At 65.2% G+C, this 23269-nt stretch carries 24 protein-coding genes; 18 read left to right on the top strand and 6 right to left on the bottom strand.

Annotated features, from left to right (window positions below; translation table 11 throughout):
- Positions 1 to 47 precede the first annotated feature (47 nt).
- The 18 genes from RT697_RS16175 to RT697_RS16090 all read left to right on the top strand — a co-directional run bounded on the left by RT697_RS16175 (position 48) and on the right by RT697_RS16090 (position 17010).
- Positions 48 to 737 (top strand): YceD family protein, encoded by a 690-nt coding sequence (locus RT697_RS16175; RefSeq protein ID WP_409517444.1) that lies wholly within the window; start codon positions 48 to 50, stop codon positions 735 to 737.
- Positions 738 to 789: 52 nt separating this feature from the next.
- Positions 790 to 972, top strand: coding sequence for a 50S ribosomal protein L32 (gene rpmF, locus RT697_RS16170; RefSeq protein WP_006218037.1), 183 nt, complete (start codon positions 790 to 792; stop codon positions 970 to 972).
- A 59-nt stretch (positions 973 to 1031) separates the two neighbouring features.
- On the top strand, positions 1032 to 2099 hold the full coding sequence (plsX, locus tag RT697_RS16165) for a phosphate acyltransferase PlsX (RefSeq protein ID WP_313700181.1): 1068 nt from the start codon (positions 1032 to 1034) through the stop codon (positions 2097 to 2099).
- Positions 2099 to 3085, top strand: a complete 987-nt coding sequence (locus tag RT697_RS16160) for a beta-ketoacyl-ACP synthase III (RefSeq protein ID WP_313700179.1) — start codon at positions 2099 to 2101, stop codon at positions 3083 to 3085. Before plsX ends, RT697_RS16160 begins: the two co-directional genes overlap by 1 nt.
- A 96-nt stretch (positions 3086 to 3181) precedes the next feature.
- Complete coding sequence (gene fabD / locus RT697_RS16155) at positions 3182 to 4117, top strand: ACP S-malonyltransferase (protein WP_313700176.1); 936 nt, start codon at positions 3182 to 3184, stop codon at positions 4115 to 4117.
- Positions 4118 to 4120: 3 nt separating this feature from the next.
- Positions 4121 to 4873, top strand: a complete 753-nt coding sequence (gene fabG / locus RT697_RS16150) for a 3-oxoacyl-ACP reductase FabG (protein ID WP_312430355.1) — start codon at positions 4121 to 4123, stop codon at positions 4871 to 4873.
- A 191-nt stretch (positions 4874 to 5064) separates the two neighbouring features.
- A complete protein-coding gene (acpP, locus tag RT697_RS16145) occupies positions 5065 to 5304 on the top strand; it encodes an acyl carrier protein (protein ID WP_003813816.1) in 240 nt (79 codons plus the stop codon).
- 183 nt (positions 5305 to 5487) lie between these two features.
- Positions 5488 to 6717, top strand: a complete 1230-nt coding sequence (gene fabF / locus RT697_RS16140; RefSeq protein WP_175122952.1) for a beta-ketoacyl-ACP synthase II — start codon at positions 5488 to 5490, stop codon at positions 6715 to 6717.
- 492 nt (positions 6718 to 7209) lie between these two features.
- Positions 7210 to 7809 carry an RNA polymerase sigma factor RpoE gene (gene rpoE, locus RT697_RS16135; protein WP_313700174.1) on the top strand — a complete coding sequence of 200 codons (600 nt, stop codon included), beginning with the start codon at positions 7210 to 7212 and terminating at the stop codon, positions 7807 to 7809.
- A gap of 12 nt (positions 7810 to 7821) precedes the next feature.
- Complete coding sequence (locus RT697_RS16130; RefSeq protein WP_313700172.1) at positions 7822 to 8328, top strand: sigma-E factor negative regulatory protein; 507 nt, start codon at positions 7822 to 7824, stop codon at positions 8326 to 8328.
- Positions 8328 to 9416 carry a MucB/RseB C-terminal domain-containing protein gene (locus RT697_RS16125; RefSeq protein WP_175122951.1) on the top strand — a complete coding sequence of 363 codons (1089 nt, stop codon included), beginning with the start codon at positions 8328 to 8330 and terminating at the stop codon, positions 9414 to 9416. The genes RT697_RS16130 and RT697_RS16125 overlap by 1 nt, the downstream gene beginning before the upstream one ends.
- Positions 9417 to 9454: 38 nt before the next feature.
- Positions 9455 to 10939, top strand: coding sequence for a DegQ family serine endoprotease (locus RT697_RS16120; protein ID WP_313700169.1), 1485 nt, complete (start codon positions 9455 to 9457; stop codon positions 10937 to 10939).
- A gap of 211 nt (positions 10940 to 11150) precedes the next feature.
- Positions 11151 to 12944 (top strand): translation elongation factor 4, encoded by a 1794-nt coding sequence (gene lepA, locus RT697_RS16115; protein ID WP_313700167.1) that lies wholly within the window; start codon positions 11151 to 11153, stop codon positions 12942 to 12944.
- A gap of 22 nt (positions 12945 to 12966) precedes the next feature.
- Complete coding sequence (lepB, locus tag RT697_RS16110) at positions 12967 to 13854, top strand: signal peptidase I (protein WP_313700166.1); 888 nt, start codon at positions 12967 to 12969, stop codon at positions 13852 to 13854.
- A gap of 2 nt (positions 13855 to 13856) precedes the next feature.
- Positions 13857 to 14618, top strand: coding sequence for a ribonuclease III (gene rnc / locus RT697_RS16105; protein ID WP_313700163.1), 762 nt, complete (start codon positions 13857 to 13859; stop codon positions 14616 to 14618).
- Entirely contained in the window at positions 14615 to 15505 is an 891-nt protein-coding gene (gene era / locus RT697_RS16100; protein ID WP_280020071.1) for a GTPase Era, read from the top strand. The genes rnc and era overlap by 4 nt, the downstream gene beginning before the upstream one ends.
- A complete protein-coding gene (gene recO, locus RT697_RS16095) occupies positions 15498 to 16085 on the top strand; it encodes a DNA repair protein RecO (RefSeq protein WP_313700161.1) in 588 nt (195 codons plus the stop codon). The genes era and recO overlap by 8 nt, the downstream gene beginning before the upstream one ends.
- 16 nt (positions 16086 to 16101) lie before the next feature.
- Entirely contained in the window at positions 16102 to 17010 is a 909-nt protein-coding gene (locus RT697_RS16090) for a LysR family transcriptional regulator (RefSeq protein ID WP_313700160.1), read from the top strand.
- An 8-nt stretch (positions 17011 to 17018) separates the two neighbouring features.
- Here RT697_RS16090 and RT697_RS16085 read toward each other — a convergent pair whose 3' ends face one another.
- The 6 genes from RT697_RS16085 to RT697_RS16060 form a co-directional block, all read right to left on the bottom strand.
- A complete protein-coding gene (locus RT697_RS16085) occupies positions 17019 to 18119 on the bottom strand; it encodes a pyridoxal-phosphate dependent enzyme (RefSeq protein WP_313700158.1) in 1101 nt (366 codons plus the stop codon).
- A 3-nt stretch (positions 18120 to 18122) separates the two neighbouring features.
- A complete protein-coding gene (locus tag RT697_RS16080; RefSeq protein ID WP_313700156.1) occupies positions 18123 to 19118 on the bottom strand; it encodes a succinylglutamate desuccinylase/aspartoacylase family protein in 996 nt (331 codons plus the stop codon).
- Between the two features lie 31 nt (positions 19119 to 19149).
- Positions 19150 to 20106 (bottom strand): tripartite tricarboxylate transporter substrate binding protein, encoded by a 957-nt coding sequence (locus RT697_RS16075; RefSeq protein ID WP_313700154.1) that lies wholly within the window; start codon positions 20104 to 20106, stop codon positions 19150 to 19152.
- A gap of 90 nt (positions 20107 to 20196) precedes the next feature.
- The gene (locus RT697_RS16070) at positions 20197 to 21486 is read right to left on the bottom strand and encodes an MFS transporter (RefSeq protein ID WP_313700152.1); all 1290 of its coding nucleotides are present in this window, start codon (positions 21484 to 21486) and stop codon (positions 20197 to 20199) included.
- Between the two features lie 4 nt (positions 21487 to 21490).
- A complete protein-coding gene (locus RT697_RS16065) occupies positions 21491 to 22408 on the bottom strand; it encodes an aldo/keto reductase (RefSeq protein WP_313700151.1) in 918 nt (305 codons plus the stop codon).
- A gap of 116 nt (positions 22409 to 22524) precedes the next feature.
- Entirely contained in the window at positions 22525 to 23235 is a 711-nt protein-coding gene (locus RT697_RS16060) for a Bax inhibitor-1/YccA family protein (protein ID WP_313700149.1), read from the bottom strand.
- Positions 23236 to 23269 lie beyond the last annotated feature (34 nt).

The following is a 23269-nucleotide window of genomic DNA, read 5'->3' as shown; positions in this document are numbered from 1 at the left end:
TCACAGTATTATCTAACGTTTTGCGGCATTTTTGCAGGAACATCAACATGACACCGAAGGGAAAGCTAGGCGATGCAAGTCGCCGCGCGGACGGATCGGCCGGTGCTGGTGTGAAAGCTAAGCTGAATGCTGACCTGAATGCTGACGTCAAGCGCATCGACGCCTTTGCCTTTGCCCGTCTGGGTAAAAGCGCGCACGGCACGATCGCCTTGGTGCGTCTGGCGCGTGTGGTCGACGGCTTGCCCGAGCAACCGCCGGGCGAAGCCGGACTTGTGACCTGGTCCGTGCAAGGCGAAGAAGGCAAGACCGGCTTGCTGCTGGGCCAGCCGATTCTGCGTCTGAATGTGCAGGCCAATCCGGTGGTCGTGTGCCAGCGGTGCAATGCGCCGTTTGCGTATCCGGTCGACAGCGAAGTCGTGCTGCAACTGGTCAAATCCGAAGACGATCTCGACGACGATCATTCCTTTGCCGATCAAGGCGACGATGACGACGACGAGGACGACGAAGGCGTAGGAAGGGATTCTGTGTCCCAGCTACCTGAAAAGGTGGTGGGTTCGCATCATTTTGATCTGTTGGCCCAGATCGAAGATGAGCTCATTCTGAGCATTCCGTATGTGCCCAAGCATGATGTATGCCCGGGCGCGCAGGCCAAGACCAGCGAAGCTCCTGAAGAGGAGCCCGCTGTCAAGCGTCCGTCGCCGTTTGCGGTGCTGGAACAACTGAAGCACAAAGATTGAGATCAACATCGGGCCGCATCGCGTACAATGCGCCCCGTTTCTAGGAGTCATCATGGCCGTTCAACAAAACAAGAAGTCCCCCTCCAAGCGCGGTATGCACCGTTCGCACGATTTTCTGGTGGCCCCGTCGACCGCCATCGAACCCAACACCGGTGAAACGCACCTGCGTCACCACATCAGCCCCAACGGCTTCTACCGTGGCCGCAAGGTCCTGAAGACCAAGGCCGACGAATAAGGCCCCCGGGCCGAACTCGTACTCGGACCATTTCGGCTGAGCGCTGATACCTGGCACCCGTGATACGCATCGCCATAGACTGTATGGGCGGAGACTTCGGTCTGCCCGTCACGATTCCGGCTGCGATCGAGTTCGCCCGGCAATTTCCGGACACCCGGCTATTGCTGGTCGGGCTTCCCGACGCTATTGAAGCGGCGCTCTCCGAGCACCGCAACGTGGCGCGCGATCGCATTGAGATCGTGGCGGCTTCCGAAGTCGTCACCATGGACGACCCGGTCGAGGTCGCCCTGCGCCGCAAAAAAGACTCCTCCATGCGCCTCGCTGCCCAGTCCGTCAAGGATGGGCGGGCGGACGCCTGCATTTCCGCGGGCAACACCGGCGCCTGGATGGCCATTTCACGTTATGTGCTCAAGACGCTGGACGGCATCGACCGCCCGGCGATCGCCACGTCCATTCCGAACCAGACGGGCCGCGCCACCACGGTGCTGGACCTGGGCGCGAATGTGGACTGCACGGCCGAGCACCTGCTGCAATTCGCCATCATGGGCGCCGCGCTGTCGCAGGCGGTGGACCATCGCGACAACCCCACCGTGGGCTTGCTGAACATTGGCGAAGAAGTCATCAAGGGCAACGAAGTCGTCAAGGAAGCCGCCGAGCTTCTGCGCGGCAGCCCGCTGAACTTCTACGGCAACGTCGAAGGCAATGACATCTTCAAGGGCACGGTCGACGTGGTCGTCTGCGACGGCTTTGTCGGCAACGTCGTGCTCAAGTCCGTGGAAGGACTGGCGAAGATGCTGTCCAGCATCATTCGCGAAGAGTTCAAGCGCAATCTGATCACGCTGATCGCCGGCGCGGTGGCCAAGCCTGTGCTGAACCGCCTGCGCAACCGCGTGGACAACCGCCGCTACAACGGCGCAGCCTTGCTCGGCTTGCGCGGCGTGGTCATCAAGAGCCACGGTTCCGCGGACGTTTACGCTTTCGGTTTTGCCTTGCAACGCGCCCGCGAAGCCGTAGTGAGTAAACTGCTTGAGCGCACCGCGCAGACGGTCGCCCAAATTACCAAGCGCGTTCAATCCGGCGATCGCCCTTCGGCGGCGTCGCCCAACGTGGCTGGGGATACCGCTTGATGGATACCGCAATGAAATACTCCGTGATCGCGGGCACCGGCAGCTTCCTGCCGGAACGCGTGGTTTCGAATGACGAACTGGCTGCGGAACTGGCGACGCGCGACATCGCCACCTCCGACGAATGGATTGTCGAGCGCACGGGCATCCGTCAGCGCCATCTGGCCGAGCGTGGCGTGACCACCAGCCAGCTGGCCACCGAGGCCTCGCGCCGCGCGCTGGCCGATGCGGGCGTTGATGCTTCCGAAATCGACCTCGTCATCGTCGCCACGTCCACCCCCGATTTCGTGTTTCCCAGCACGGCTTGTCTGGTGCAGGCCAACCTGGGCGCCAAGGGCTCGGCCGCGTTCGACGTGCAGGCGGTGTGCAGCGGCTTCGTTTACGCGCTCACCACCGCCGACAGCTTCATCCGTGCTGGCCGCGCGCGCTGCGCGCTGGTGATCGGCGCCGAAGTGTTCTCGCGCATCCTCGACTGGAACGATCGCAGCACGTGCGTGCTGTTTGGCGACGGCGCCGGCGCCGTCGTGCTGAAGGCCTCCGACAAGCCCGGCATCATGGCCGCGCAACTGCATGCCGACGGCAGCCAGATGAAGATCCTCAGTGCCGCGGGCAACGTGGCCTACGGCGACGTCACGGGCGATCCCTTCCTGCGCATGGACGGCCAGGCCGTCTTCAAGCAGGCGGTCACCGTCCTGGACCGCTCCGCGCGCGACACCTGCGCCGAAGCCGGCGTCACCGTTGCCGACGTCGATTGGTTGATTCCACATCAGGCCAACGTGCGCATCCTGAATTTCCTGGCTCGCAAGCTGGACGTGCCGGTCGAGAAGGTCGTCATCACCGTCGACAGTCACGCCAACACGTCCGCGGCCAGCGTGCCGCTTGCGCTCGATGCCGCGCGCCGCGACCGCCGCGTCAAGCCGGGCCAGCTCATCCTGATGCAAGGCGTGGGCGGCGGATTCACCTGGGGCTCGGTACTGGCTCGCATGTAAGCGCGAGTTCGGGTCGCGGCGGCAAGTGTGTCGCTGGCGGCCTGAGAGCGCGCCTGGCATCCCACACAGACACTGAATCAATCCACACGCTCAATCATGAAAATCGCTTTTGTCTTTCCTGGCCAGGGTTCGCAAGCTGTCGGCATGCTCGACGCCTGGTCCGGCGTGGCGGCGGTCACCGACACCGTGGCGCGGGCCTCGCAGGCGCTGGGTCAGGACCTGGGCGCGCTGATCGCGCAGGGTCCCGTCGAACAGCTCAACCTGACGACCAACACGCAGCCGGCCATGCTGACCGCCGGCGTCGCGTTCTACAACGCCTGGATTGCCGCTGGCGGCCGCAAGCCTGATGTCGTGGCCGGCCACAGCCTGGGCGAATACGCCGCGCTGACCGCCGCCGGTTCGCTGGCGCTGGAAGACGCCGTGCGCCTGGTGCGCGTGCGCGCCGACGCCATGCAGGCTGCCGTGCCGGTCGGTACCGGCGCCATGGCCGCCATTCTGGGCCTGGACGACGATGCCGTGCGCGCCGCGTGTGCGCAAGCCGCGCAAGGCGAAGTGGTCGAAGCCGTCAACTTCAATGCGCCCGCGCAAGTCGTGATCGCCGGCCACAAGGCCGCCGTCGAACGCGCCTGCGAACTGGCCAAGGCCGCCGGCGCCAAGCGCGCGTTGCTGCTGCCCGTGTCCGCGCCGTTCCATTCCAGCCTGCTCAAGCCCGCCGCCGACGTGCTGGCTGGTGCGCTGGCCGGCGCCGCCGTGTCCGCCCCGCAAGTGCAGGTCATCAACAACGTTGATGTGGCTTCGCCCACGGATCCCGACGGCATCCGCGATGCGCTGGTGCGTCAGGCGTGGCATCCTGTGCGCTGGGTCGAAACCCTGCGCGCCATGAAGGCGCAAGGCGTCACGCACGTCATCGAATGCGGTCCGGGCAAGGTGCTTGCTGGCCTGACCAAGCGCATCGATCCCGAACTCACCGGCCTGGCCATCACCGATCCTGCTTCGCTGGAAGCGGCGTTGGCTGCCGTCAACGGAAACTGATCAATGGACAACACCTCGACCGAACTGCAGGGCAAGATCGCGCTCGTCACGGGCGCGACCCGCGGCATTGGCCGGGCGATCGCCCTGGAACTGGCCGGGCGCGGCGCAACCGTCGTCGGCACCGCCACGTCCGAATCGGGCGCGGCTGGCATCACTGAAGCGCTGGCGCCGTTCGGCGGCCGCGGCGTGGTGCTGGACGTGACCGATGCCGCCGCCTGCGATGCGCTGATCGACGCGCTGGGCAAGGAAGGCGGCGGTCCGCACATCCTCGTCAATAACGCCGGCATCACCCGTGATACGCTGGCGATGCGCATGAAGGACGACGACTGGTCGGCCGTCATCGACACCAACCTGGCCTCGGTCTTCCGCCTGTCGCGCGCCGTTTTGCGCAGCATGATGAAGGCCCGTTGGGGACGCATCATCAACGTGACTTCCGTGGTGGGCTCCAGCGGCAACGCGGGCCAAGCCAATTACGCTGCCGCGAAGGCCGGCGTGGCGGGCATGGCGCGTGCGCTGGCACGTGAACTGGGCAGCCGCAACATCACCGTGAACTGCGTGGCGCCTGGCTTCATCGACACCGATATGACGCGTGCCCTGGGCGAAAACCAGACCGCGGCGCTGCTGCAACAGATTCCGCTGGGCCGGTTGGGCTCGCCGTCTGACATTGCGCATGCCGTGGCCTTTTTGTCCGGGCCGCAGGCGGGTTACATTACCGGCACCACCCTGCACGTCAACGGCGGGATGTACATGCAATAAATCACGAATCACGCGCCGCCGCCGGGCAATCGGCAAGGCGGCGCGCGATTCTCCGGAAACGCCGCACATGGTCATCCTGCGCCGCTCTCGGCGACAGAACAAATGCGCGGTGTTATTTTTGTCACGGTCAGGCGTTGCATCACTCCGCGCTTGGCTATAATTCGCGGGATTTTTCCCAATTGGAGATCTGCATGGAAAGCATCGAACAGCGCGTCAAGAAGATCGTCGCTGAACAACTTGGCGTCAACGAAGCCGAGATCAAGAACGAATCCTCCTTCCTTGACGACCTCGGTGCCGATTCGCTCGACATGGTCGAACTGGTCATGGCCCTCGAAGACGAATTCGAGACCGAGATCCCCGACGAAGAGGCCGAAAAGATCACGACCGTGCAACAAGCGATTGACTACATCAATTCGCACGGTAAGCAGTAAGCTCAGCCTATATCGTCCTGGTTGCCCGATTTCTTCGGCCAACCTGGAATCAGGGCGGTTTCAGGAGTGCCGTGTGGTCCACCGGCGGGTCGGGCGTTGTAACGCCTCACCTGCCTTCATGTGGCCCACACGCGCAGCGCATCCCGAAAACCGCCTTTCTTTTGTCTGTTTGAGGAGTCATCCGTGAAGCGACGTGTCGTCATCACCGGCCTGGGTATCGTTTCCCCCGTAGGAAATGATCTGACCACCGCTTGGGACAATATCGTCAACGGACGTTCTGGCATCAGCCGCATCACCCGTTTCGATCCCTCGGCCATCACCACCCACATTGCTGGCGAAGTCAAAGACTTCGACATCAGTACCTATATTTCGGCCAAGGAAGCCCGCCAGATGGATACGTTCATCCATTACGGCCTGGCTGCCGGAATGCAGGCCTGGCGCGATTGCGGCCTGGAAGTCACCGAAGAAAACGCCGAGCGTATCGGCGTGATCGTGGGCTCCGGCATCGGCGGTCTGCCGCGCATCGAAGAAACCCAGGTCGATTACCTTGCCAAGGGACCTCGGCGCATTTCGCCGTTCTTCGTGCCGGGTTCGCTGATCAACCTGATTTCCGGGCATCTGTCGATCGCCTACGGCATGAAGGGCCCCAGCTACGCCGTGGTGTCGGCCTGCACGACCGGCCTGCATTGCATTGGCGATGCCGCACGCCTGATCGAATACGGCGATGCCGACGTCATGGTGGCCGGCGGCGCCGAATCCACCGTGTCGCCGCTGGGCATTGGCGGCTTTGCCGCCATGCGCGCGCTGTCGACCCGTAACGATGATCCTCAGACCGCATCGCGTCCCTGGGACCGCGACCGCGACGGCTTTGTGCTGGGCGAGGGCGCCGGTGTCCTGGTGCTGGAAGAATACGAGCACGCCAAGAAGCGCGGCGCGCGTATCTACGGTGAACTGGCTGGCTACGGCATGAGCTCCGATGCCCACCACATCACCGCGCCGGACAAGGACGGCCCGCGCCGCGGCGTGATCAACGCGCTGCGCAACGGCGGCCTGAATGCCGAAGACGTCCAGTACGTCAACGCGCATGGCACGTCTACGCCGCTGGGCGACAAGAACGAAACCGACGCGCTGAAACTGGCGTTCGGCGACCACGCCAAGAAGCTGGTGGTCAATTCGACCAAGTCGATGACCGGCCACCTGCTGGGCGCCGCCGGCGGCATCGAAGCCGTGTTCACGACGCTGGCCGTGTACAACCAGGTCTCGCCTCCGACGATCAACATCTTCAATCAAGATCCTGAATGCGATCTGGATTACTGCGCGAACGAAGCGCGGCAGATGAAGATCGACGTGGGCCTGTCCAACTCGTTCGGCTTTGGCGGCACCAACGGCTCGATGGCCGTTCGCCGGGTCTGATTTGGACGGCTCGGTCGGGGGGCGTTGGTCGTTCCGCGTACCTGTCTCGCAGCCCAGGGGCGCCGTCGCGCTCTTCGGGCTGGCGCTGGCCGCCGCAGCGGCCAGTGTGCTGACAGCGGCCGCCTGGCATGGTCATGCCTGGACGGCGGCTGCGCTTCTCGCCCTTCTGTTCCTCTTGGCCGGGCTGTTACACTCGGCTCGGAATACCCCGTCCCCGGTAACGGCGCTACGTACCGCGACCGGGGCTGGCCACTGGCAGCTACGCCGGCCGCAAGGCTGGCAGGATGCGGCGCTGCTGGACCAGCAACGGGGTCCAGCGTGGCTGACGCTTATCCTGCAGCCCTTGCCCACCGGGAGTACGGCCTTTACCACTAGCAAAATTACCCTCACCGTCTGGAAGCACACGCTGCGACCCGAATCCTGGCGCCGTCTGCGCCTCGTCGCGGGCACGGCGCGACAGGCACGCCCGGCGCGCCGTTTGCGGGAGGCCTCATGAGCGAGCGCGAAGTCGACGCTGAGCTTGTCGCCCGCGTGCAGCGGGGCGACAAGAAGGCATTTGACCTTCTGGTGCTGAAGTACCAGCGCAAGATCCTCCGCCTCTTGGCCCGGATGATCCGCGATCCCTCCGAAATCGAGGATGTGGCGCAGGAGGCCTTCATCAAGGCCTACCGCGCCTTACCCCAATTCCGCGGCGAAAGCGCCTTCTACACCTGGCTGTACCGTATCGCCATCAATACCGCGCGCAACTGGCTCGCCTCGCAGGGGCGGCGCCCCAGCGCGCCCAATGCGATTGAAACGGAAGACGGTGAAACTTTTAACGAAACCGACAACCTAATGGATATAAGCACGCCGGAATCCATGGTTGCCAGCCGCGAAATCGCCGAGACGGTGAACGCGGCCATTGAGGAATTGCCTGAAGAATTGCGCACCGCAATTGTCCTGCGTGAAATCGAAGGTATGAGTTACGAAGACATCGCCCAGAGCATGGATTGCCCGATCGGTACGGTGCGCTCCCGCATTTTTCGTGCGCGTGAAGCCATTGCGACCAAGTTGCGTCCATTGCTCGACACCGATGTCGAGCGTCGCTGGTAAGGAGTGGCAGTCATGCAAACAGCAGCCAAATCCGTTGAGATCGCCGAGTCCTCCTGGGAGGAATCGGTTTCCGCCTGGATGGACGGAGAGGATTCCGACGATATTCTTCCCAGTCTGTTGTCCAAAGAGGGACGTCAGACCTGGGACACCTATCATCTGATTGGTGATTCCCTGCGCAATTCCGATCTGGCGCTGACGCCCAGCGCGGCCTTCTCGGCCCGTCTGGCGCGCGCGCTGGACGCGGAACTGCCCATCGTAGCGGCGCCTCGGCGCCGCTCGCCATTGCGCATGGGCCTGTCCGGCCTGGCCGTCGCCGCTGCCGTGGCCACGGTCGCGTGGGTGGCGCAGCCGTACGTCACTGGCTCGCCCACGACGGATGTGCGCGTGCTGGCCGATGCCAGCTCGCCGGCTTCGGCCTCCGACGACTCGGGCCTGCGCGACTACCTGGAGGCCCATCGCCAGATGGCCGGCCCCAGCGCGGTCCGGCAGGTGTCGTTCGATGTCGGAGCGGGACGTTGATGGCGCTTGTGCTTCCATCACGCTGGCCGGTGCTGGGACGTGCTGCCTCGTGGCAGGCTCATCGCGCCGGCTGGTTTGCCGCCACGCTCCTCACCGCATTCCTTGCCGCGCACGGTCCCGCAGCCGCCGCTGGCGCCACGCCGGCCGGCCAAACCGAAGACGTCGTGCAGTTGCTCACGCGCATCCAGCAGGCGGCGCGCAAGCAGGACTACGCCGGCGTCTTCATGTATCAGCAGGGCGATGTGATCCAGTCCTCGCGCCTCGTGCACGTTCTGGACGGCACCGGCGAGCGCGAACGCCTCGAGATCCTTGATGGCCAGCCGCGCGAATACCTGCGTCACAACGACGACGTGCAGTGCCTGATCCCCGAGCGCAAGACCGTGCTCGTCGAGCGCCGCCGCGGTGATCGCTTCCCCGGCCTGCTGCTGGGCGATCCGGCCAATCTGTCGGAACACTACAAGATCCGCACGGAGCCCACGCCGCACCGCGTCGCGGGCCGCGAATGCCGGCTCATCACGATCGAACCGCTGGACAAGCTGCGCTACGGCTATCGCCTCTGCGCGGACGTCGAAACCAATTTGCTGCTGAAGGCCCAGACGCTGAATGCCGCGCGTGGCGTGGTCGAGCAGGTGTCCTTCACCTCGCTGCGGCTGGGTTCCGAAGTGGATCCGCAGTCGCTATCCTCGCGCTGGAATACCCGCGACTGGAAGGTGCTCGAGGCCAACATGCAGCCCGTGGACCTTGCGGCCCAGGGTTGGCGCATTCCGGCGCCCAACGGCTTCAAGACCATCATGCAGGTGTCGCGCGCCATGAAGCGCGGATCGCCGGTCAGCCAGATGGTGCTTTCCGACGGCCTGGCGGCGATCTCGGTTTTCATCGAACCCTATGACAGCCAGCGCAACCACCAGCCGGCGCATGGCGCGTCGCAGCGTGGCGCGATCAACGTGTACGGCGCGCGCATTGCGGACTTCTGGCTGACCGCGGTGGGCGAAGTGCCCGCTGCCACGCTGGAACAGCTTGCGCAGGCCACTGAGTACGTGCCTCCCGCACCCGCGGCAGCCGCACCCGCGGAGGGCGGGGCCAAATAATTCCCGCCGTTCCGCAAGCAGCAATTTCGGAGTGACATATGAAAGCAATGACGGTCTCGAACGCTTTTTTCCGGCGCTTTCTGGCGGCTGTCGCGGCGGGGACAATGCTGTCCACCGCCTACGTGCCGGTGACGGTGGCGCAGACAGCGCCTGCCGCGGTCGGATTGCCCGACTTCACGGCCATCGTTGAAAAGGCCGATCCGGCCGTCGTCAACATCCGCACGACCGCCACCGTTCCCGTGCGCGGCGGGGGCAATGGTCCTGGCGGCAGCGATCCCTACGAACTGTTCCGCTGGTTCTTCGGCCCCGAATTCCAGCCGCCCGGCCAGCAATCGCCCAATCCGCGCCAACGTCCGCAGCCGACGCCGCCCGAAGAGCGCACCGTGCCCCGCGGCGTGGGTTCGGGCTTCTTCGTGTCTGCCGACGGCTACATCCTGACCAACAACCACGTGGTCGTGGATGCGACGGATATCTACGTCACCCTGACCGATGGGCGCGAGTTCAAGGCCAAGGTCATCGGCACGGACGAGCGCACGGATGTGGCGCTCATCAAGATCGAAGCCAAGGACCTGACGCCGCTGGTGATCGGCGATCCCAAGAAGCTCAAGAAGGGCCAGTGGGTGCTCGCCATCGGCTCGCCGTTCGGCCTGGACTCCACCGTCACTTCCGGCATCGTCAGCGCCATCGGCCGCGATACGGGCGAATACCTGCCTTTCATCCAGACCGACGTCGCCGTCAACCCCGGCAACTCGGGCGGCCCGCTGATCAACCTGGACGGCGAGGTTGTGGGCATCAATTCCCAGATCATCTCGCGCAGCGGCGGCTTCATGGGCATCTCGCTGGCCATTCCGATCGACGAAGCCATGCGCGTGGTGGACCAACTGCGCACGACCGGCAAGGTCACGCGCGGCCGGGTTGGCGTGCAGATCGGTGAAGTCGGCAAGGATGTGGCCGAGGCCATCGGCCTGCCCAAGGCCGAAGGCGCGCTGGTCAGCAGCGTAGAAGCCGAAGGTCCTGCCGAGCAGGCGGGCGTGCAGCCTGGCGACGTGATCCTTAAGTTCAACAAGGAACCGATCAAGCGCTGGTCCGACCTGCCGCGCATCGTTGGCGAAACCAAGCCGGGCACGCGCGCCGACATGGAAATCTGGCGCAAAGGCAAGAGCATGACGCTGTCGGTCAAGGTGGGTGAAATCCCGACCGAGAAGGCGGCTGCCGCCGGCAAGAAGCCGGCGCCGGAACCCGAGGTCACCAACGCGCTGGGCCTGGGCGTCATCGATGTGCCTGCCGACACGCAGAAGAAGCTGCGCATCAAGGGCGGCGTCCAGGTGAAGGTTGCCGATGGCGCTGCCGCGAAGGCGGGGCTGCAGGAAGGCGACATCGTGTTGGCGCTGAACGACACCGACGTCACCGGCGCCAAGCAGTTCGGCGAACTGGTCTCCAAGCTGGACAAGAGCCGCGCGACGGGCCTTCTGGTGCGCCGCGGCGACCAGACGCAATGGGTAGCGGTGCCTGCGTCCAAGTGATGACGGCGCTTTTTGTCCCGGGGCGCGCCCCGGGCAAAAAAAATGGCTCAAGACCGGCTAAAATGGTTGGTTGCCGCAAGAGGGGGCGCTTGGCGCCCCCTCAGTTTTGTCCGGGCATAGCCCGTCAGCGCCTCACACGTCGGCCGTGCACATTCCGGCGGCGGTGTCTCCCGGCCGTGTGCCGCCTGTTCCGTCCCTTATAAATTCAAGCATGCAGCATATCCGCAACTTTTCCATCATTGCCCACATCGATCACGGCAAGTCGACTCTGGCCGATCGCCTGATCCAGCGCTGCGGCGGACTGGCGGATCGCGAGATGTCGGCGCAGGTCCTCGATTCCATGGAAATCGAGCGTGAGCGCGGCATCACCATCAAGGCCCAGACGGCCGCGCTGCATTACAAGGCGCAGGATGGCAAGGTCTACAACCTGAACCTGATCGACACCCCGGGGCACGTGGACTTCTCGTACGAAGTCAGCCGGTCCCTGTCCGCCTGCGAAGGCGCGCTGCTGGTGGTGGACGCATCGCAGGGCGTGGAAGCGCAGACGGTGGCCAACTGCTACACCGCCATCGAACTTGGCGTGGAAGTCGTGCCGGTGCTGAACAAGATGGACCTGCCGCAGGCCGATCCTGAAGGCGCCCGCCAGGAAGTCGAGGACGTGATCGGCATCGACGCCTCTGACGCGGTACTGGCCAGCGCCAAGACCGGCATGGGTATCGACGAAATCCTCGAAACCATCGTCGCCCGCGTCCCCGCTCCGGAAGGCAATCCCGATGCGCCGCTGCAGGCGCTCATCATCGATTCGTGGTTCGACAACTACGTCGGCGTGGTCATGCTGGTGCGCATCATCAATGGCGTGCTCAAGCCCAAGGACAAGATCCTGCTGATGGCGTCCGGCGCCACCCACCTGTGCGAGCAGACCGGCGTGTTCACGCCCAAGTCGCAGCAGCGCCCGCATCTGTCGGCGGGCGAAGTGGGCTTCATCATCGCCGGCATCAAGCAGCTCGAAGACGCCAAGGTCGGCGACACCGTCACGCTGGCCAACAAGCCGGCCGCGACCCCGCTGCCGGGCTTCAAGGAAGTCAAGCCGCAGGTGTTCGCCGGGCTGTATCCGGTCGAAAGCTCCGAATACGACCAACTGCGCGATTCGCTCGAAAAGCTGAAGCTCAACGACGCCGCGCTGATGTTCGAGCCCGAAGTCTCGCAGGCGCTGGGCTTCGGTTTCCGCTGCGGCTTCTTGGGCCTCTTGCACATGGAAATCGTGCAGGAGCGCCTGGAACGCGAATTCGACATGGACATCATCACCACCGCGCCGTCGGTGGTGTACGAGGTCGAGCAGCGCGATGGCTCCGTGATCACCGTGGAAAGCCCGTCCCGCATGCCCGAGATCGGCAAGATCCAGGACATCCGCGAGCCCATCGTGAAGGTCACGCTGTTCATGCCGCAGGACTACGTCGGTCCGGTCATGACGCTGTGCAACAACAAGCGCGGCGTGCAGGTCAACATGAGCTATCACGGCCGCCAGGTTCACCTGGTGTACGAGATCCCGCTGGCCGAGATCGTGCTGGACTTCTTCGACAAGCTGAAGTCGGTGTCGCGCGGCTATGCCTCGATGGACTACGAATTCCTGGAATACCGCTCCGCTGACGTGGTGCGTGTGGACCTGCTGATCAACAACGACCGCGTCGACGCGCTGGCCGTCATCGTCCACCGCAGCAACGCGCGCCACCGTGCGCGCGACGTGGTGACCCGCATGCGCGGCCTGATCCCGCGCCAGATGTTCGACGTGGTCATTCAGGCGGCCATCGGCGCAGAAATCATTGCGCGCGAGAACGTGAAGGCGCTGCGCAAGAACGTGCTGGCCAAGTGCTATGGCGGCGACATCTCGCGCAAGAAGAAGCTGCTGGAAAAGCAGAAGGCTGGCAAGAAGCGCATGAAGCAGGTGGGTAGCGTGGAAATTCCGCAGGAGGCATTCCTGGCCATCCTGCAGGTGGAAGACAAATAGAACCCCAGAAGGCGATTAGCTGATGAGTTGGAACTTTGCCCTGATCCTTTTTATTCTGCTGGTGGTTACCGGCGTTATCTGGGTGCTCGATCTGGCCGTGCTGCGCAAGGGGCGCGAGCGCCGCGCGCAGGCTGCGATGGCTCAGTACGACGCGGCACTGGTGGGCGATGCGCAAGAGGCCGAGCGCCTGCGGCGCGAAGCCGGCGACGCCGCGCGGCGCGTGCCCTGGTGGGTCGAGTACGCGGTCAGCTTCTTTCCCGTCATCCTGTTCGTGTTCATGCTGCGCTCGTTCGTGGTTGAGCCCTTCCGCATTCCGTCCGGCTCGATGCTGCCCACGCTGCAGTCCGGCGACCTGATCCTGGTGAACAAGTTCAGCTATGGTCTGCGCCTGCCCGTGATCGACAAGAAGGTCATCCCCGTCGGCGAGCCCAAGCGTGGCGACGTCTTCGTGTTCCGGTACCCCGTGGATCCCAACGTTGATTACATCAAGCGTGTGGTGGGCCTGCCGGGCGACGAAGTCGCATACATCGACAAGAAGCTCTATGTCAACGGCGAACTGGTCCCGCACGTGCGTGATGGAGACTATTTCGAGCCGGATCGTGTTTCGTACATCGCGCAATATAAGGAGAAGTTGGGCGACGTTGAGCACAAGATCCTGCTCGAAGAGAAGGTTCCGCAGATGTATTCCCCGGAAAGGTGGACTTTTCCGTACCGCGAAAACTGCCAATACAGCCACAATGGGGTACGCTGCAAAGTACCCGAGGGCAATTATTTCGCCATGGGCGATAATCGGGACAACAGCGCGGACAGCCGGTATTGGGGCTTCGTTCCGGAAGCCAACATCGTCGGCCGCGCTTTCTTCATCTGGATGAACTTCAGCGATCTGAGCCGTATCGGCCGATTCAACTGATTATGTCGCTAGCCACGCTAGAAAACCGCCTCGATTACCACTTCGGTGACGCGGCCTTGCTTGAACAGGCGCTGACGCACCGCAGCCACGGTGCGCGCCATAACGAGCGGTTGGAATTCCTAGGGGATTCCGTGCTGAACTTCGTCGTGGCGGCGATGCTGTTCGAGCGCTACTCAAAAATCGACGAAGGCGATCTGTCGCGTCTGCGGGCCAACCTGGTCAAGCAGGCGTCGCTGGCGGATATCGCCCAGCGGCTGGAACTGTCCCAATACCTGCGCCTGGGCGAAGGCGAGCTCAAGAGCGGCGGATTCCGCCGCCCGTCCATTCTGGCCGACACGGTCGAAGCCATCTTCGGCGCTGTCTTTCTGGATGCGGGTTTCGAGGCGGCGCGCCGCGTGATCGTGCGCCAGTACCAGCCGGTGCTGGCTTCGGTGGATCCCAAGACGCTCGGCAAGGACGCCAAGACCTTGCTGCAGGAATTTTTACAGGGCCGCAAGCTGGCCCTGCCGCTGTATACGGTGGTGGCCACGCACGGCGCGGCCCACAGCCAGCAGTTCGAAGTCGAGTGTGCCATTCCGGCGCTCGATATCAAGGTAATGGCGCCCGGCGCCAGCCGCCGCGCCGCCGAGCAGTCGGCCGCAAAGCTGGCGCTCGAGGCCGCGCTGGCCGTCAGCCCGGCCACCAAGGCTGCCCGCAAGTCGGGCAAGGCGCGCAAAACCGCGCAATTGTCGCTGCCCGTGGCAGTGTCTCAAGAGACTAAATGAGCGATACCCCTTTTCGTACCGGCTTCGTTGCCATCGTTGGCCGTCCCAATGTGGGCAAGTCCACCCTGACGAACGCCCTGATCGGTTCCAAGATCTCCATCGTGTCGCGCAAGGCGCAGACCACGCGCCACCGCATCCATGGGGTGCTGACGCGCGAGCACGAGCAGTTCGTGTTCGTCGACACCCCGGGTTTCCAGACGCGCCACGGCGGCGCAATGAACCGCATGATGAACCGCGTCGTCACGCAGGCCCTGGCCGACGTGGACGTGGTGGTGCATGTGGTTGAAGCCGGCAAGTGGTCCGAAGGCGACGCCAAGCTGTTGCCGCTGTTGCCCAATCCCGAACGCACGATCCTGGTCGTCTCCAAGATCGACGCGCTGAAGAACCGCGACGACCTGTTCGCGTTCGTGTCCAAGATCATGGCGCTGCATCCGTTCGGCGCCGTGGTGCCGGTCAGCGCCACCAAGAATCAGCAACTGGATCAGTTGCTCGACGAAATCGCATCGCGCTTGCCGGAAGGCGAGCCGATGTTCGAAGAAGACACGCTGACCGACCGCCCCATGCGCTTCATCGCCGCCGAACTGGTGCGCGAGAAGATCTTCCGTCTGGTGGGCGACGAGCTGCCGTACGGCTGCACGGTCGTCATCGAGCAATGGGAAGAGACCGCCAAGGGCGCCACCATCAACGCCTGTGTCGTCGTCGAGCGCGACAGCCACAAGCCCATCCTGCTGGGCACGGGCGGCATGCACATGAAGCGCATCGCCACGGAGGCGCGGCAGGACATCGCCAAGCTGCTGGACAAGCCTGTGCATCTGGAGGTCTACATCAAGGTGCGCAAGGGCTGGTCCGACCGCGAGGGTGCGCTGCGCGATCTGGGCTATGAGTAGACGGGCGCCACGCGTCCAGGATCGACCAGGATTCATGCTCCACGCCACGGCGTGGCGTGAAACCTCCCTGATTGTCCAGACTTTTTCTCGCGATCATGGCTGCGTGGCCATGGTTGCCAAGGGCGCCAAGCGCCCTTATTCCGTTTTGCGCCCCGTGTTGTCGGCTTTCCAGCCGCTGCTGCTGTCCTGGACGGGCAACGGCGAGGTCAAGACGCTGACGCGCGCCGAGATCGCAGGCATCCGGCCGCTGGCCGGCGCCGCGCTGATGTCCGCCTGGTACATGAACGAACTGCTGCTGCGCCTGCTGCCGCGCGAGGACGCGCACCCGCTGCTGTTCGACGCGTATGACATGGCCTTGCAGCAGTTGTCGGCCGGCACCCGGGCGGCCGGCGCGCTGCGCCGCTTTGAATGGACCTTGCTGCGCGAGACGGGCTACGGCGTCGATGAGGCGCCGCCCGATTTCGAAGATCCCACCATCGAGCCCGCGCTGCGCACCGACTTGCGCGCGCGCCTGGCCGAGATTCTGGCTGGCCGTCCGCTCTCCACGCGGCGTGTGCTGCTGGATCTGCAACGCATCTGATTGCGGCGCCGGCCTCATGACGTTCTCGCTCAAACAGGTCGAAACCTTCCGCACCGTCTACGAGACGGAAAGCGTCACCGCCGCCGCACGGCGGCTGGACGTATCGCCCGCCACTGTCAGCGCGACGCTGGCCGCGCTGGAAGCCAGCATCGAGTTGCGCCTGTTCGAGCGCGTGCGCCAGCGCATGCAGCGTACGCCCGAGGCCACGTTGCTGTACGAAGAGATCCGCCGCCTGAATGTGGGCCTGGAAAGCCTGGGACGCAAGATCCGGGCGATCCGCGGGGCCGCGCAGCCGCGGCTGCGCATCGGCTGCATCCACGCCTACAGCGGCGCGATCGTCAGCGATGCGATTTCGCGCTTTCGCGTGCGCTATCCCGATACGCCGCTGTACCTGCAGATCCGCGATTCCAATACCCTGCGCGACATGGTGGTGTCAGGGGAGCTGGACCTGGCGGCGGTCGCCGATGAATCCGAACTCGAGGGGCTGCGCGGGCATCGTCTGGCCAGCCTGCGGGCGGTTGCGGTGTTTCCCGCCGGCCATGCGCTGGCGCGCGTGGAATCGGTGAATTTCTCACATCTGGCCGAGGTCGACGTGATTGCGCTGAACGCCGAAGACGGTTCGCGCAAGCGGCTGGACGCGCTGCTGCGTCAGGCAGGTCAAAGCCTGCGCGTGGCGATCGAGACGCCGTATTCCAGCACTGTATGTCAGCTTGCGCTGGCCGGTCATGGCGTTGGCATCGCCAACCCGGCGACGGCGCTGGGCATGGAGGCCGCCGGCCTCAGCTACCGGCCGTTGGAAGCCTCCGTGCATTTCGAATGCCACATGATCGTGCACGGTAGCCGGCCGTTGTCCGAAGCCGGCAAGTTCTGGGCGACGTGTCTGCGCGGCGCGCTGGCGCCGCTGATTGAACGGTTTGGCGTGTAGCCCGGGATTCAGCCCCGGCGGCCGTCCGATGTCAGCATCAGCACCACGTTCGATTCCGCATCCAGCTTGCCTGCGCGCCTGAGCCGCGCGATGGCCGCCAGCGCGGCCGCCGACGACAGTTCCGCGCCCAATCCCATGCGTTCCAGGCGTCGCCGCGCCTCGGCCGCCTGAGCGTCCGATGTCTCCACCGGCATGCCGCCCGATCGCGACAGAGCTTCCAGTGCTTGCAGCGTGCATGTGCCGCCCGCAATGGAATACTGCTGGGTCGCGCTTTCCCATTGGCCGCGGGCATCGCCGGTTTCGAGCGCGCGCGACAGGCGGGCGTAGGGTTCCACCGCGTGCAGCCGGGGCAGCCGCGCGATGCGCCCAATCTGAAGCAGATGCTGCCAGCCCAAAAAGATGCCCCACAGCAGGTCGCCGCGCGCCGTCGGGACGATGATGTCCGTGGGCAGGCCGCAGTCGTCCAGGATTTCCTGGGCAATCGGCTTGTAGCCCTCGACGCCGTACGGATGCGTGCCCACGGGCGGATTCAGATAATTGGTGCCGGCGAACGCGCCGTGGTTGCGGCACAGGTCTGCCACGTACGGCCAGCGGCCCAGGCTGTCTTCGAAGGCACGCAGCCGCGCGCCGAAGCGCTCCATGGCTTCGCGCTGCAGCGGCGGGCAGTTGTGGGTAATGGCGATGTCGGCTTGCAAGCCGGCCGCTGCGCAGTAGGCGGCCAGCGACACGCCCGCGTTGCCGCTGGAGGCCGCCGCGACGCGCGTGGCGCCGGCCAGCCGGGCGCGCGAGACCAGTTGCGCCGACATGCGGTCCTTGTGGCTGCCGGTGGGATTGGCGCTTTCGCACTTGAGCCACAGCCCGCCCACGCCTTCTTCCCGCGCCAGTTCGGGCGCGGACAGGCACGGGGTGCCGCCTTCGCCCAACGTCACCGGCGACAGCACCGGCAGGGGCATGGCCTCGTCCCGCGCCGGCGCTTCATATTGGCACTCCAGCGTGGCGGGGTGTCCAGCAGCCAGGCATGAAGGGCAGCCTTCGGGATAGTCTCCCGCGGGCCAGAGGGTTGCGCAGCGGATGCAGCGCAGGCCGGTCAATCTGGGGTTCATCTGCATGGGTCAGTATCTTGATGCGAGAGAGTCCAAGGGAAGGGCGGGCGCTACCTGCAGCAGGCAATCGCCGTCATCGCTGCGCGCGATGGGACGCAGGCAGACGATCGTGCCCGCCTGCGGGCTGAGTAACGGACGCGGCGAGGTGTCGGGCCGCGCCGGTTCGATGAGGCGGCCAATGCACTGGTGCGCGATCACGGATTGTCCCAGTTCCACGGCGGGAACGAACACGCCGGAATCGCGAGCTCGCAGCGTCGCGGCAGGCGCGTCCATGTCGTAGAGGCGGACTTCCGCGGCGCGGGCGGGGTTTGCGTGTGCGGGTGCGGGACGGGTCAGCAGCCCCAATTCCGCCAGGCAGCCCAGCAGCCCGTCGCGGCAGCGGTCCGCCAGCGACTGGCTGGTTTCCCGGCCGCCGCCGATCTCGGCAGAGAGCCGCAGCACGCCGTGCCGGCTGGCCGCCGCCGGCATGGAACCGATTTCGCCGCTGCGAAAGAACACGCAGTCAGGCAGTCCGAACGCCCGCGCAAGCGCCGGCAGACGTTCGTCATACGCGTCGTTCCCGTAGCGCGTGATGACGGATGACGGCAGGTAGCGCAGCGACGCGCCGCCGCTGTGCACGTCCACCATGGCCTGCACGCGGGGAAGCAGCCGGGCCTCCAAGGCCGCAGCGATGCTTTCGGTGTAGCCGCGCGCCGGCTCGCCCAAAAACGCGCGGTTCAGATTGCCGCCGTCAGACGGCGACAGCCGCGTGCCGGCCAGCGATGCTTCCGCATTGACAGCCGGAAGCAGATAGACGGTGCCGCGTTGCAGGATGTCGGGCATCTGATGCCAGAGGTACAGGATGGCGGCCTGCCCCTCCCATTCATCGCCATGCACGCCGGCGATGAGCGCGACGGCAGGCCCCTGGCCCGCCTCGATCCGCAGCACTGGAATCGTGACGCGCCGGTAAGCCGACGCGTTGGTGGCGGCGGCCACGGAAAAGTCCTCGCGGGTTACGTTGGCCATGCGGCGGCTCCGTTGGGTGTGCGGGCGAGGTTCAATCCAGCGTGGCGGCCTTGATGATGCTTTCCCACTTGGGCAGCTCCTTTTTGATCTGCGCTTGTACATCCTGCGGCGTGCCGCCCAACGGCTCCTGCGAGCGGCTGCGCAACTCGCGGCTGACGGCGTCCGAGCGCAGCGCCTGATTCATCGCGGCGTTCAACCGCGAAATGGCGGCGACCGGGGTACCCGCGGGCGCGACAAGGGCGCTCCACGCGGACTGCTCGTACTCCGGATAGCCCTGTTCGGCCACCGTCGGCACGTCCGGGTTGGACGCGGCACGCTTGCGCGTGGTGACGGCGAGCGCGCGCAGGCGCCCGTCCTTCAGGTTGCCGATCAAGGGCGGCAGGTTTTCCATCATTGAATCCACATGGCCGCCCAGCAGGTCCGAAAGCTGCGCTGCCGTCGCCTTGTAGGGAATCTGGCGAACCGCGGCGCCGGTCTGCGCGATGAACAGCTTGACGCCGACTTCGCTGGTCGTGCCCGGATCGGCCGAGGTCATCGTCAGGCGGTCGGGCTGTGCCCGGCTGGCTTCGATGAAGCCTTTCAGATCGCGGTACGGCGACGCGGCATTCACGACGATCACGTTCGGGGTCTCGGCGACCAGCCCGATGGGCTTGAGGTCACGGTCCAGGTCGTAGAGCTGCTGCTTGAACAGGTAACGGTGCAGCACCAGCGTGCCGACGTGGGCATAGCCGATGGTGTAGCCGTCCGCGGGGGCCCGGACCACGGCTTGGGTACCGATGCGGCCGCCCGCTCCCACGCGGTTTTCGATGACGACGGGCTGGCCGAGCAGCCGGCTCATCTCCTGGCCGATGAGGCGGGCGGTGATATCGGCATTGCCGCCCGCCGCGGCCGGCACGATGAGCGTGATGGCGCGTTCGGGGTAGTCGGCGTGCGCGTGCGGCGCGGCAAGGCAAAGCAACAGGGCGGCAAGGCAGGCAGAGCGTTTCATGACGATTCCCGAGGCGTTGAGGGCAGCGCCATTGTGCGGCTGGGAACCGGCGTTTCCGTTTGGCTGAATCAGATGGTTGTTCAGATCAGGCTAAGGAAGATCGCCGTTTCGGCGATCAGCCTGCTTGCCCAACCCGTAGCCCACGGCGGCCGCGCCCAGGGCCACGGCGGCGCCCAATAGCGCAATCAACGCCGCGCCGTAGCCCAGCATGTCGATGCCTGCCTTTACCCAACCGCTGGCGGCGTCGCCGCCGCGATAGACCACCGTATCAATGACATTCTTCGTCTTGTATTTGTCTTCCGGCGTGACAGCCGTGAACAGCATCTCCCGCCCCGGCCGTATCAGCGCATACTCGCCGGCGCGGCGCAGGATCATGGCAGCCGCCAGCACCGCGAATACGGGGAACGCGGCCAGCGCCAGGAACGCCAGTGCGACCGCCAGCGGCACCGCGGTCAGAAGGAACCGCAAACCCAGACGCGCGGCCACGCGCCCAGTGATGAAGATCTGCGACAGCAGCGCCAGCGTCTGCACGGTGAAATCCAGCGCACTGAAGACCCGGATGCGCTGGGCGGTATCCGGAAACGCATCGGCGACGAGCCGCGCCTGTTCCATGTACAGAAACGTGTTCAGGGTGGCGAGCAGCACGACAAGCAGCGAAATGCCCAGCAGATAGCGGGACTGGAAGATGCGCGCCAGCCCGGCAAGAATGCCGCCTTCGATGGGGTGCTGCATGTCCTGCAGGCCGACTTCCGGCCGGGAGGCGGCGCGCCACGCCAGCAGCCATTGCTTGAGCGGCAGCGTGGCGGTCAGCAGCAGCGCCGACAACACAAGTAGACCCGCTGGACCCAGCACGCCCGCCAGCAGCGCGCCGAGCAGCGGGCCGCACAGGCCGCCCGCGCTGGCGCCCGCCGCAATCAGCGCGAACAGCCGCTTGGCAGATTCCATGCGGAACACGTCGGCCATCAGGCTCCAGGCGATGGACACGACGAACAGGTTGAACACCGACAGCCAGACATAGAACGCGCGAGCCGCCCAGATGCTGCCGGGTTGCTGGTGGAGCAGGGCGGCAAATCCCACCATGGTCAGCGCGAAGAGGGCGTAGACCCAGGTCACCAGCGTCGTGCGTGGCACGCGGGTGGAGATCCAGCCAAACAGCGGCACGACGGCCAGGGTGGCAAGAAAGGTGGCGGTGAACAGCCATTGCAACTGGTTTACGCCGGCCTGGATCCCCATCGTCTCGCGGATGGGGCGCAGCATGAAATAGCCGCAGAAGAGAAAGAAGAAAAACGCGAAGCCGCAGGCGGCCGGGGCGAGTTCGTCCTCTTGGATGCCCAGCGCCCGCGACATGCGGGCGCGCCAGGACAGGGGGGCGGCCGCCATGGCGTCAGGCGAGCAGCGCGGCGATGCGGTCGCGCAGGGCGGCGTCGGGCTGGCGGCCAAAGCCGGCGCGCGCGTTGTCCGCCATGTTGGCGGGCTTGGACGTGGCGGGAATGACGGCGGTGACGGCGGGATGGCCGATGATGAACTTCAGGAAGATCTGCGCCCAGGAGGTGCAGTCGATCTCGGCCGCCAGCTTGGGCAGCGCCACGCCCTTGACCTGGCGGAACAGCGCGCCGTCCTCGAACGGGCGGTTGATCAACACGGCGACACCGTTGGCCTGGCACGCGGGCAACAAGCGCTTTTCAGCGCTGCGCGAGGCGATCGACAGGTTCACCTGCAGGAAGTCGGGCTTTTCCTTTTCGACCAGCTCGGTCAGGTCGTCGTGCGCGTGGTCCGTGTAGTGCGTGATGCCGATGTAGCGCGTCACCCCTTGCTGCTTCAGGTCGCGCAGCAGGGCGAGCTGGTTGCGCGTGTCGATCAGGTTGTGCACCTGGATCAGGTCCAGCTTGTCGCTGCGCAGCGCCTCTTGCGATTGCCGCACCTGGCGCATCGCGGATTCGTGGCCGCGTGTGCTGATCTTGGTGGCGAGGAACACGCGCTTGCGGAGGCCCCCATCGCGAGCCAGCAGCGCGCCCGTCACGGCCTCCGCCTCGCCGTAGCTGGGCGCCGTGTCGATCAACGTGCCGCCCGCTTTCATCAGCGTTTCAAGGACCTGGGCCAGCGGCGCCATGGCCGACGCATCGCTCGGGGATACGTTGAAGGTGTCCGCGGTGCCCAGTCCCACGACCGGCAGCATTTCGCCCGTCGACGGGATCGCGCGTTTGAGCATGGCTTGCGCCGGATCAGCCGCCCATGCCGGCCACGCGGTTCCAAGGAGGGCGGCGCTGGCGGCGGTCTGGAGGAAGCGGCGGCGATCGGGCATGGCGGGGCTCCGGGCGGGATGAAGGTGAACAGGCGGGCCAAAGAGAAAGGGCCAAAGAAAAAGGGCCTACATGTTGTGCATGCAGGCCCTTTCGGTGCTGGTCTGGCGACGGCGCGTTACTCGCGATTGCCGCCGAAGATGCCCAGCAGCATCAGCAGGTTCGAGAAGACGTTGTACACGTCCAGGTAGATCGCCAGGGTGGCGGAGACGTAGTTGGTTTCGCCGCCGTTGACCACGCGCTGCAGGTCAACCAGCATGAATGCCGAGAAGATCACGATGGCGAGCACCGAGATGGTCAGCATCAGGGCCGGCAGTTGCAGGAAGATGTTAGCCAGCGCGGCGACCAGGATCACGACGGCGCCGATGAACAGGAATTTCTGCAGTCCCGAGAGATCGCGCTTGATGGTCGTGGCCAGGGTGGCCATGGTGCCGAACACGATTGCGGTGCCGCCGAATGCCGTCATGACGAGTTGCGAGCCGTTGCTCATGCCCATCACGAAGCCCAGCAGGCGCGAAAGCATGACGCCCATGAAGAACGTGAAGGCCAGCAGCAGGACGACGCCCAGCGAGCTGTTCTTGTTCTTTTCGATGGCGAACATCAGGCCGAAAGCGCCGACCAGGAAGACGACGGCCGACAGGCCGGGGCTGGCGCCCATGACACGGTTGATGCCGGTGTAGAGGCCGACCGCCGCGCCCAGCACCGTCGGGATGAGCGACAGGGCCAGAAGCCAGTACGTGTTGCGCAGGACCTGGTTGCGAGCGACCTCGCCCGGCGCGCCGGCGACAGAGCCGGAACGGTTAAAAGGGGACGGACGATATTCGTTCATGGAGAACTCCTGTATACGGCAAATATGGTGATTG

The sequence above is a fragment of the Achromobacter sp. genome (assembly GCF_032113835.1).
Classification (GTDB): domain Bacteria; phylum Pseudomonadota; class Gammaproteobacteria; order Burkholderiales; family Burkholderiaceae_B; genus Achromobacter.
This window is presented reverse-complemented; position numbering and strand designations above follow the sequence as displayed.

What these genes read in the sequence shown, in the direction of transcription:
- RT697_RS16070 (WP_313700152.1), bottom strand. Translation starts at nt 21,486, where the DNA reads ATGGCGGCCGCCCCCCTGTCCTGGCGCGCCCGCATGTCGCGGGCGCTG.
- acpP (WP_003813816.1), top strand. Translation starts at nt 5,065, where the DNA reads ATGGAAAGCATCGAACAGCGCGTCAAGAAGATCGTCGCTGAACAACTT.
- rnc (WP_313700163.1), top strand. Translation starts at nt 13,857, where the DNA reads ATGTCGCTAGCCACGCTAGAAAACCGCCTCGATTACCACTTCGGTGAC.
- lepA (WP_313700167.1), top strand. Translation starts at nt 11,151, where the DNA reads ATGCAGCATATCCGCAACTTTTCCATCATTGCCCACATCGATCACGGC.
- rpoE (WP_313700174.1), top strand. Translation starts at nt 7,210, where the DNA reads ATGAGCGAGCGCGAAGTCGACGCTGAGCTTGTCGCCCGCGTGCAGCGG.
- fabD (WP_313700176.1), top strand. Translation starts at nt 3,182, where the DNA reads ATGAAAATCGCTTTTGTCTTTCCTGGCCAGGGTTCGCAAGCTGTCGGC.
- RT697_RS16130 (WP_313700172.1), top strand. Translation starts at nt 7,822, where the DNA reads ATGCAAACAGCAGCCAAATCCGTTGAGATCGCCGAGTCCTCCTGGGAG.
- lepB (WP_313700166.1), top strand. Translation starts at nt 12,967, where the DNA reads ATGAGTTGGAACTTTGCCCTGATCCTTTTTATTCTGCTGGTGGTTACC.
- rpmF (WP_006218037.1), top strand. Translation starts at nt 790, where the DNA reads ATGGCCGTTCAACAAAACAAGAAGTCCCCCTCCAAGCGCGGTATGCAC.
- RT697_RS16085 (WP_313700158.1), bottom strand. Translation starts at nt 18,119, where the DNA reads ATGCAGATGAACCCCAGATTGACCGGCCTGCGCTGCATCCGCTGCGCA.
- RT697_RS16080 (WP_313700156.1), bottom strand. Translation starts at nt 19,118, where the DNA reads ATGGCCAACGTAACCCGCGAGGACTTTTCCGTGGCCGCCGCCACCAAC.
- RT697_RS16090 (WP_313700160.1), top strand. Translation starts at nt 16,102, where the DNA reads ATGACGTTCTCGCTCAAACAGGTCGAAACCTTCCGCACCGTCTACGAG.
- RT697_RS16175 (WP_409517444.1), top strand. Translation starts at nt 48, where the DNA reads ATGACACCGAAGGGAAAGCTAGGCGATGCAAGTCGCCGCGCGGACGGA.
- RT697_RS16075 (WP_313700154.1), bottom strand. Translation starts at nt 20,106, where the DNA reads ATGAAACGCTCTGCCTGCCTTGCCGCCCTGTTGCTTTGCCTTGCCGCG.
- RT697_RS16125 (WP_175122951.1), top strand. Translation starts at nt 8,328, where the DNA reads ATGGCGCTTGTGCTTCCATCACGCTGGCCGGTGCTGGGACGTGCTGCC.
- recO (WP_313700161.1), top strand. Translation starts at nt 15,498, where the DNA reads ATGAGTAGACGGGCGCCACGCGTCCAGGATCGACCAGGATTCATGCTC.
- RT697_RS16120 (WP_313700169.1), top strand. Translation starts at nt 9,455, where the DNA reads ATGAAAGCAATGACGGTCTCGAACGCTTTTTTCCGGCGCTTTCTGGCG.
- RT697_RS16065 (WP_313700151.1), bottom strand. Translation starts at nt 22,408, where the DNA reads ATGCCCGATCGCCGCCGCTTCCTCCAGACCGCCGCCAGCGCCGCCCTC.
- RT697_RS16060 (WP_313700149.1), bottom strand. Translation starts at nt 23,235, where the DNA reads ATGAACGAATATCGTCCGTCCCCTTTTAACCGTTCCGGCTCTGTCGCC.
- era (WP_280020071.1), top strand. Translation starts at nt 14,615, where the DNA reads ATGAGCGATACCCCTTTTCGTACCGGCTTCGTTGCCATCGTTGGCCGT.
- RT697_RS16160 (WP_313700179.1), top strand. Translation starts at nt 2,099, where the DNA reads ATGGATACCGCAATGAAATACTCCGTGATCGCGGGCACCGGCAGCTTC.
- fabG (WP_312430355.1), top strand. Translation starts at nt 4,121, where the DNA reads ATGGACAACACCTCGACCGAACTGCAGGGCAAGATCGCGCTCGTCACG.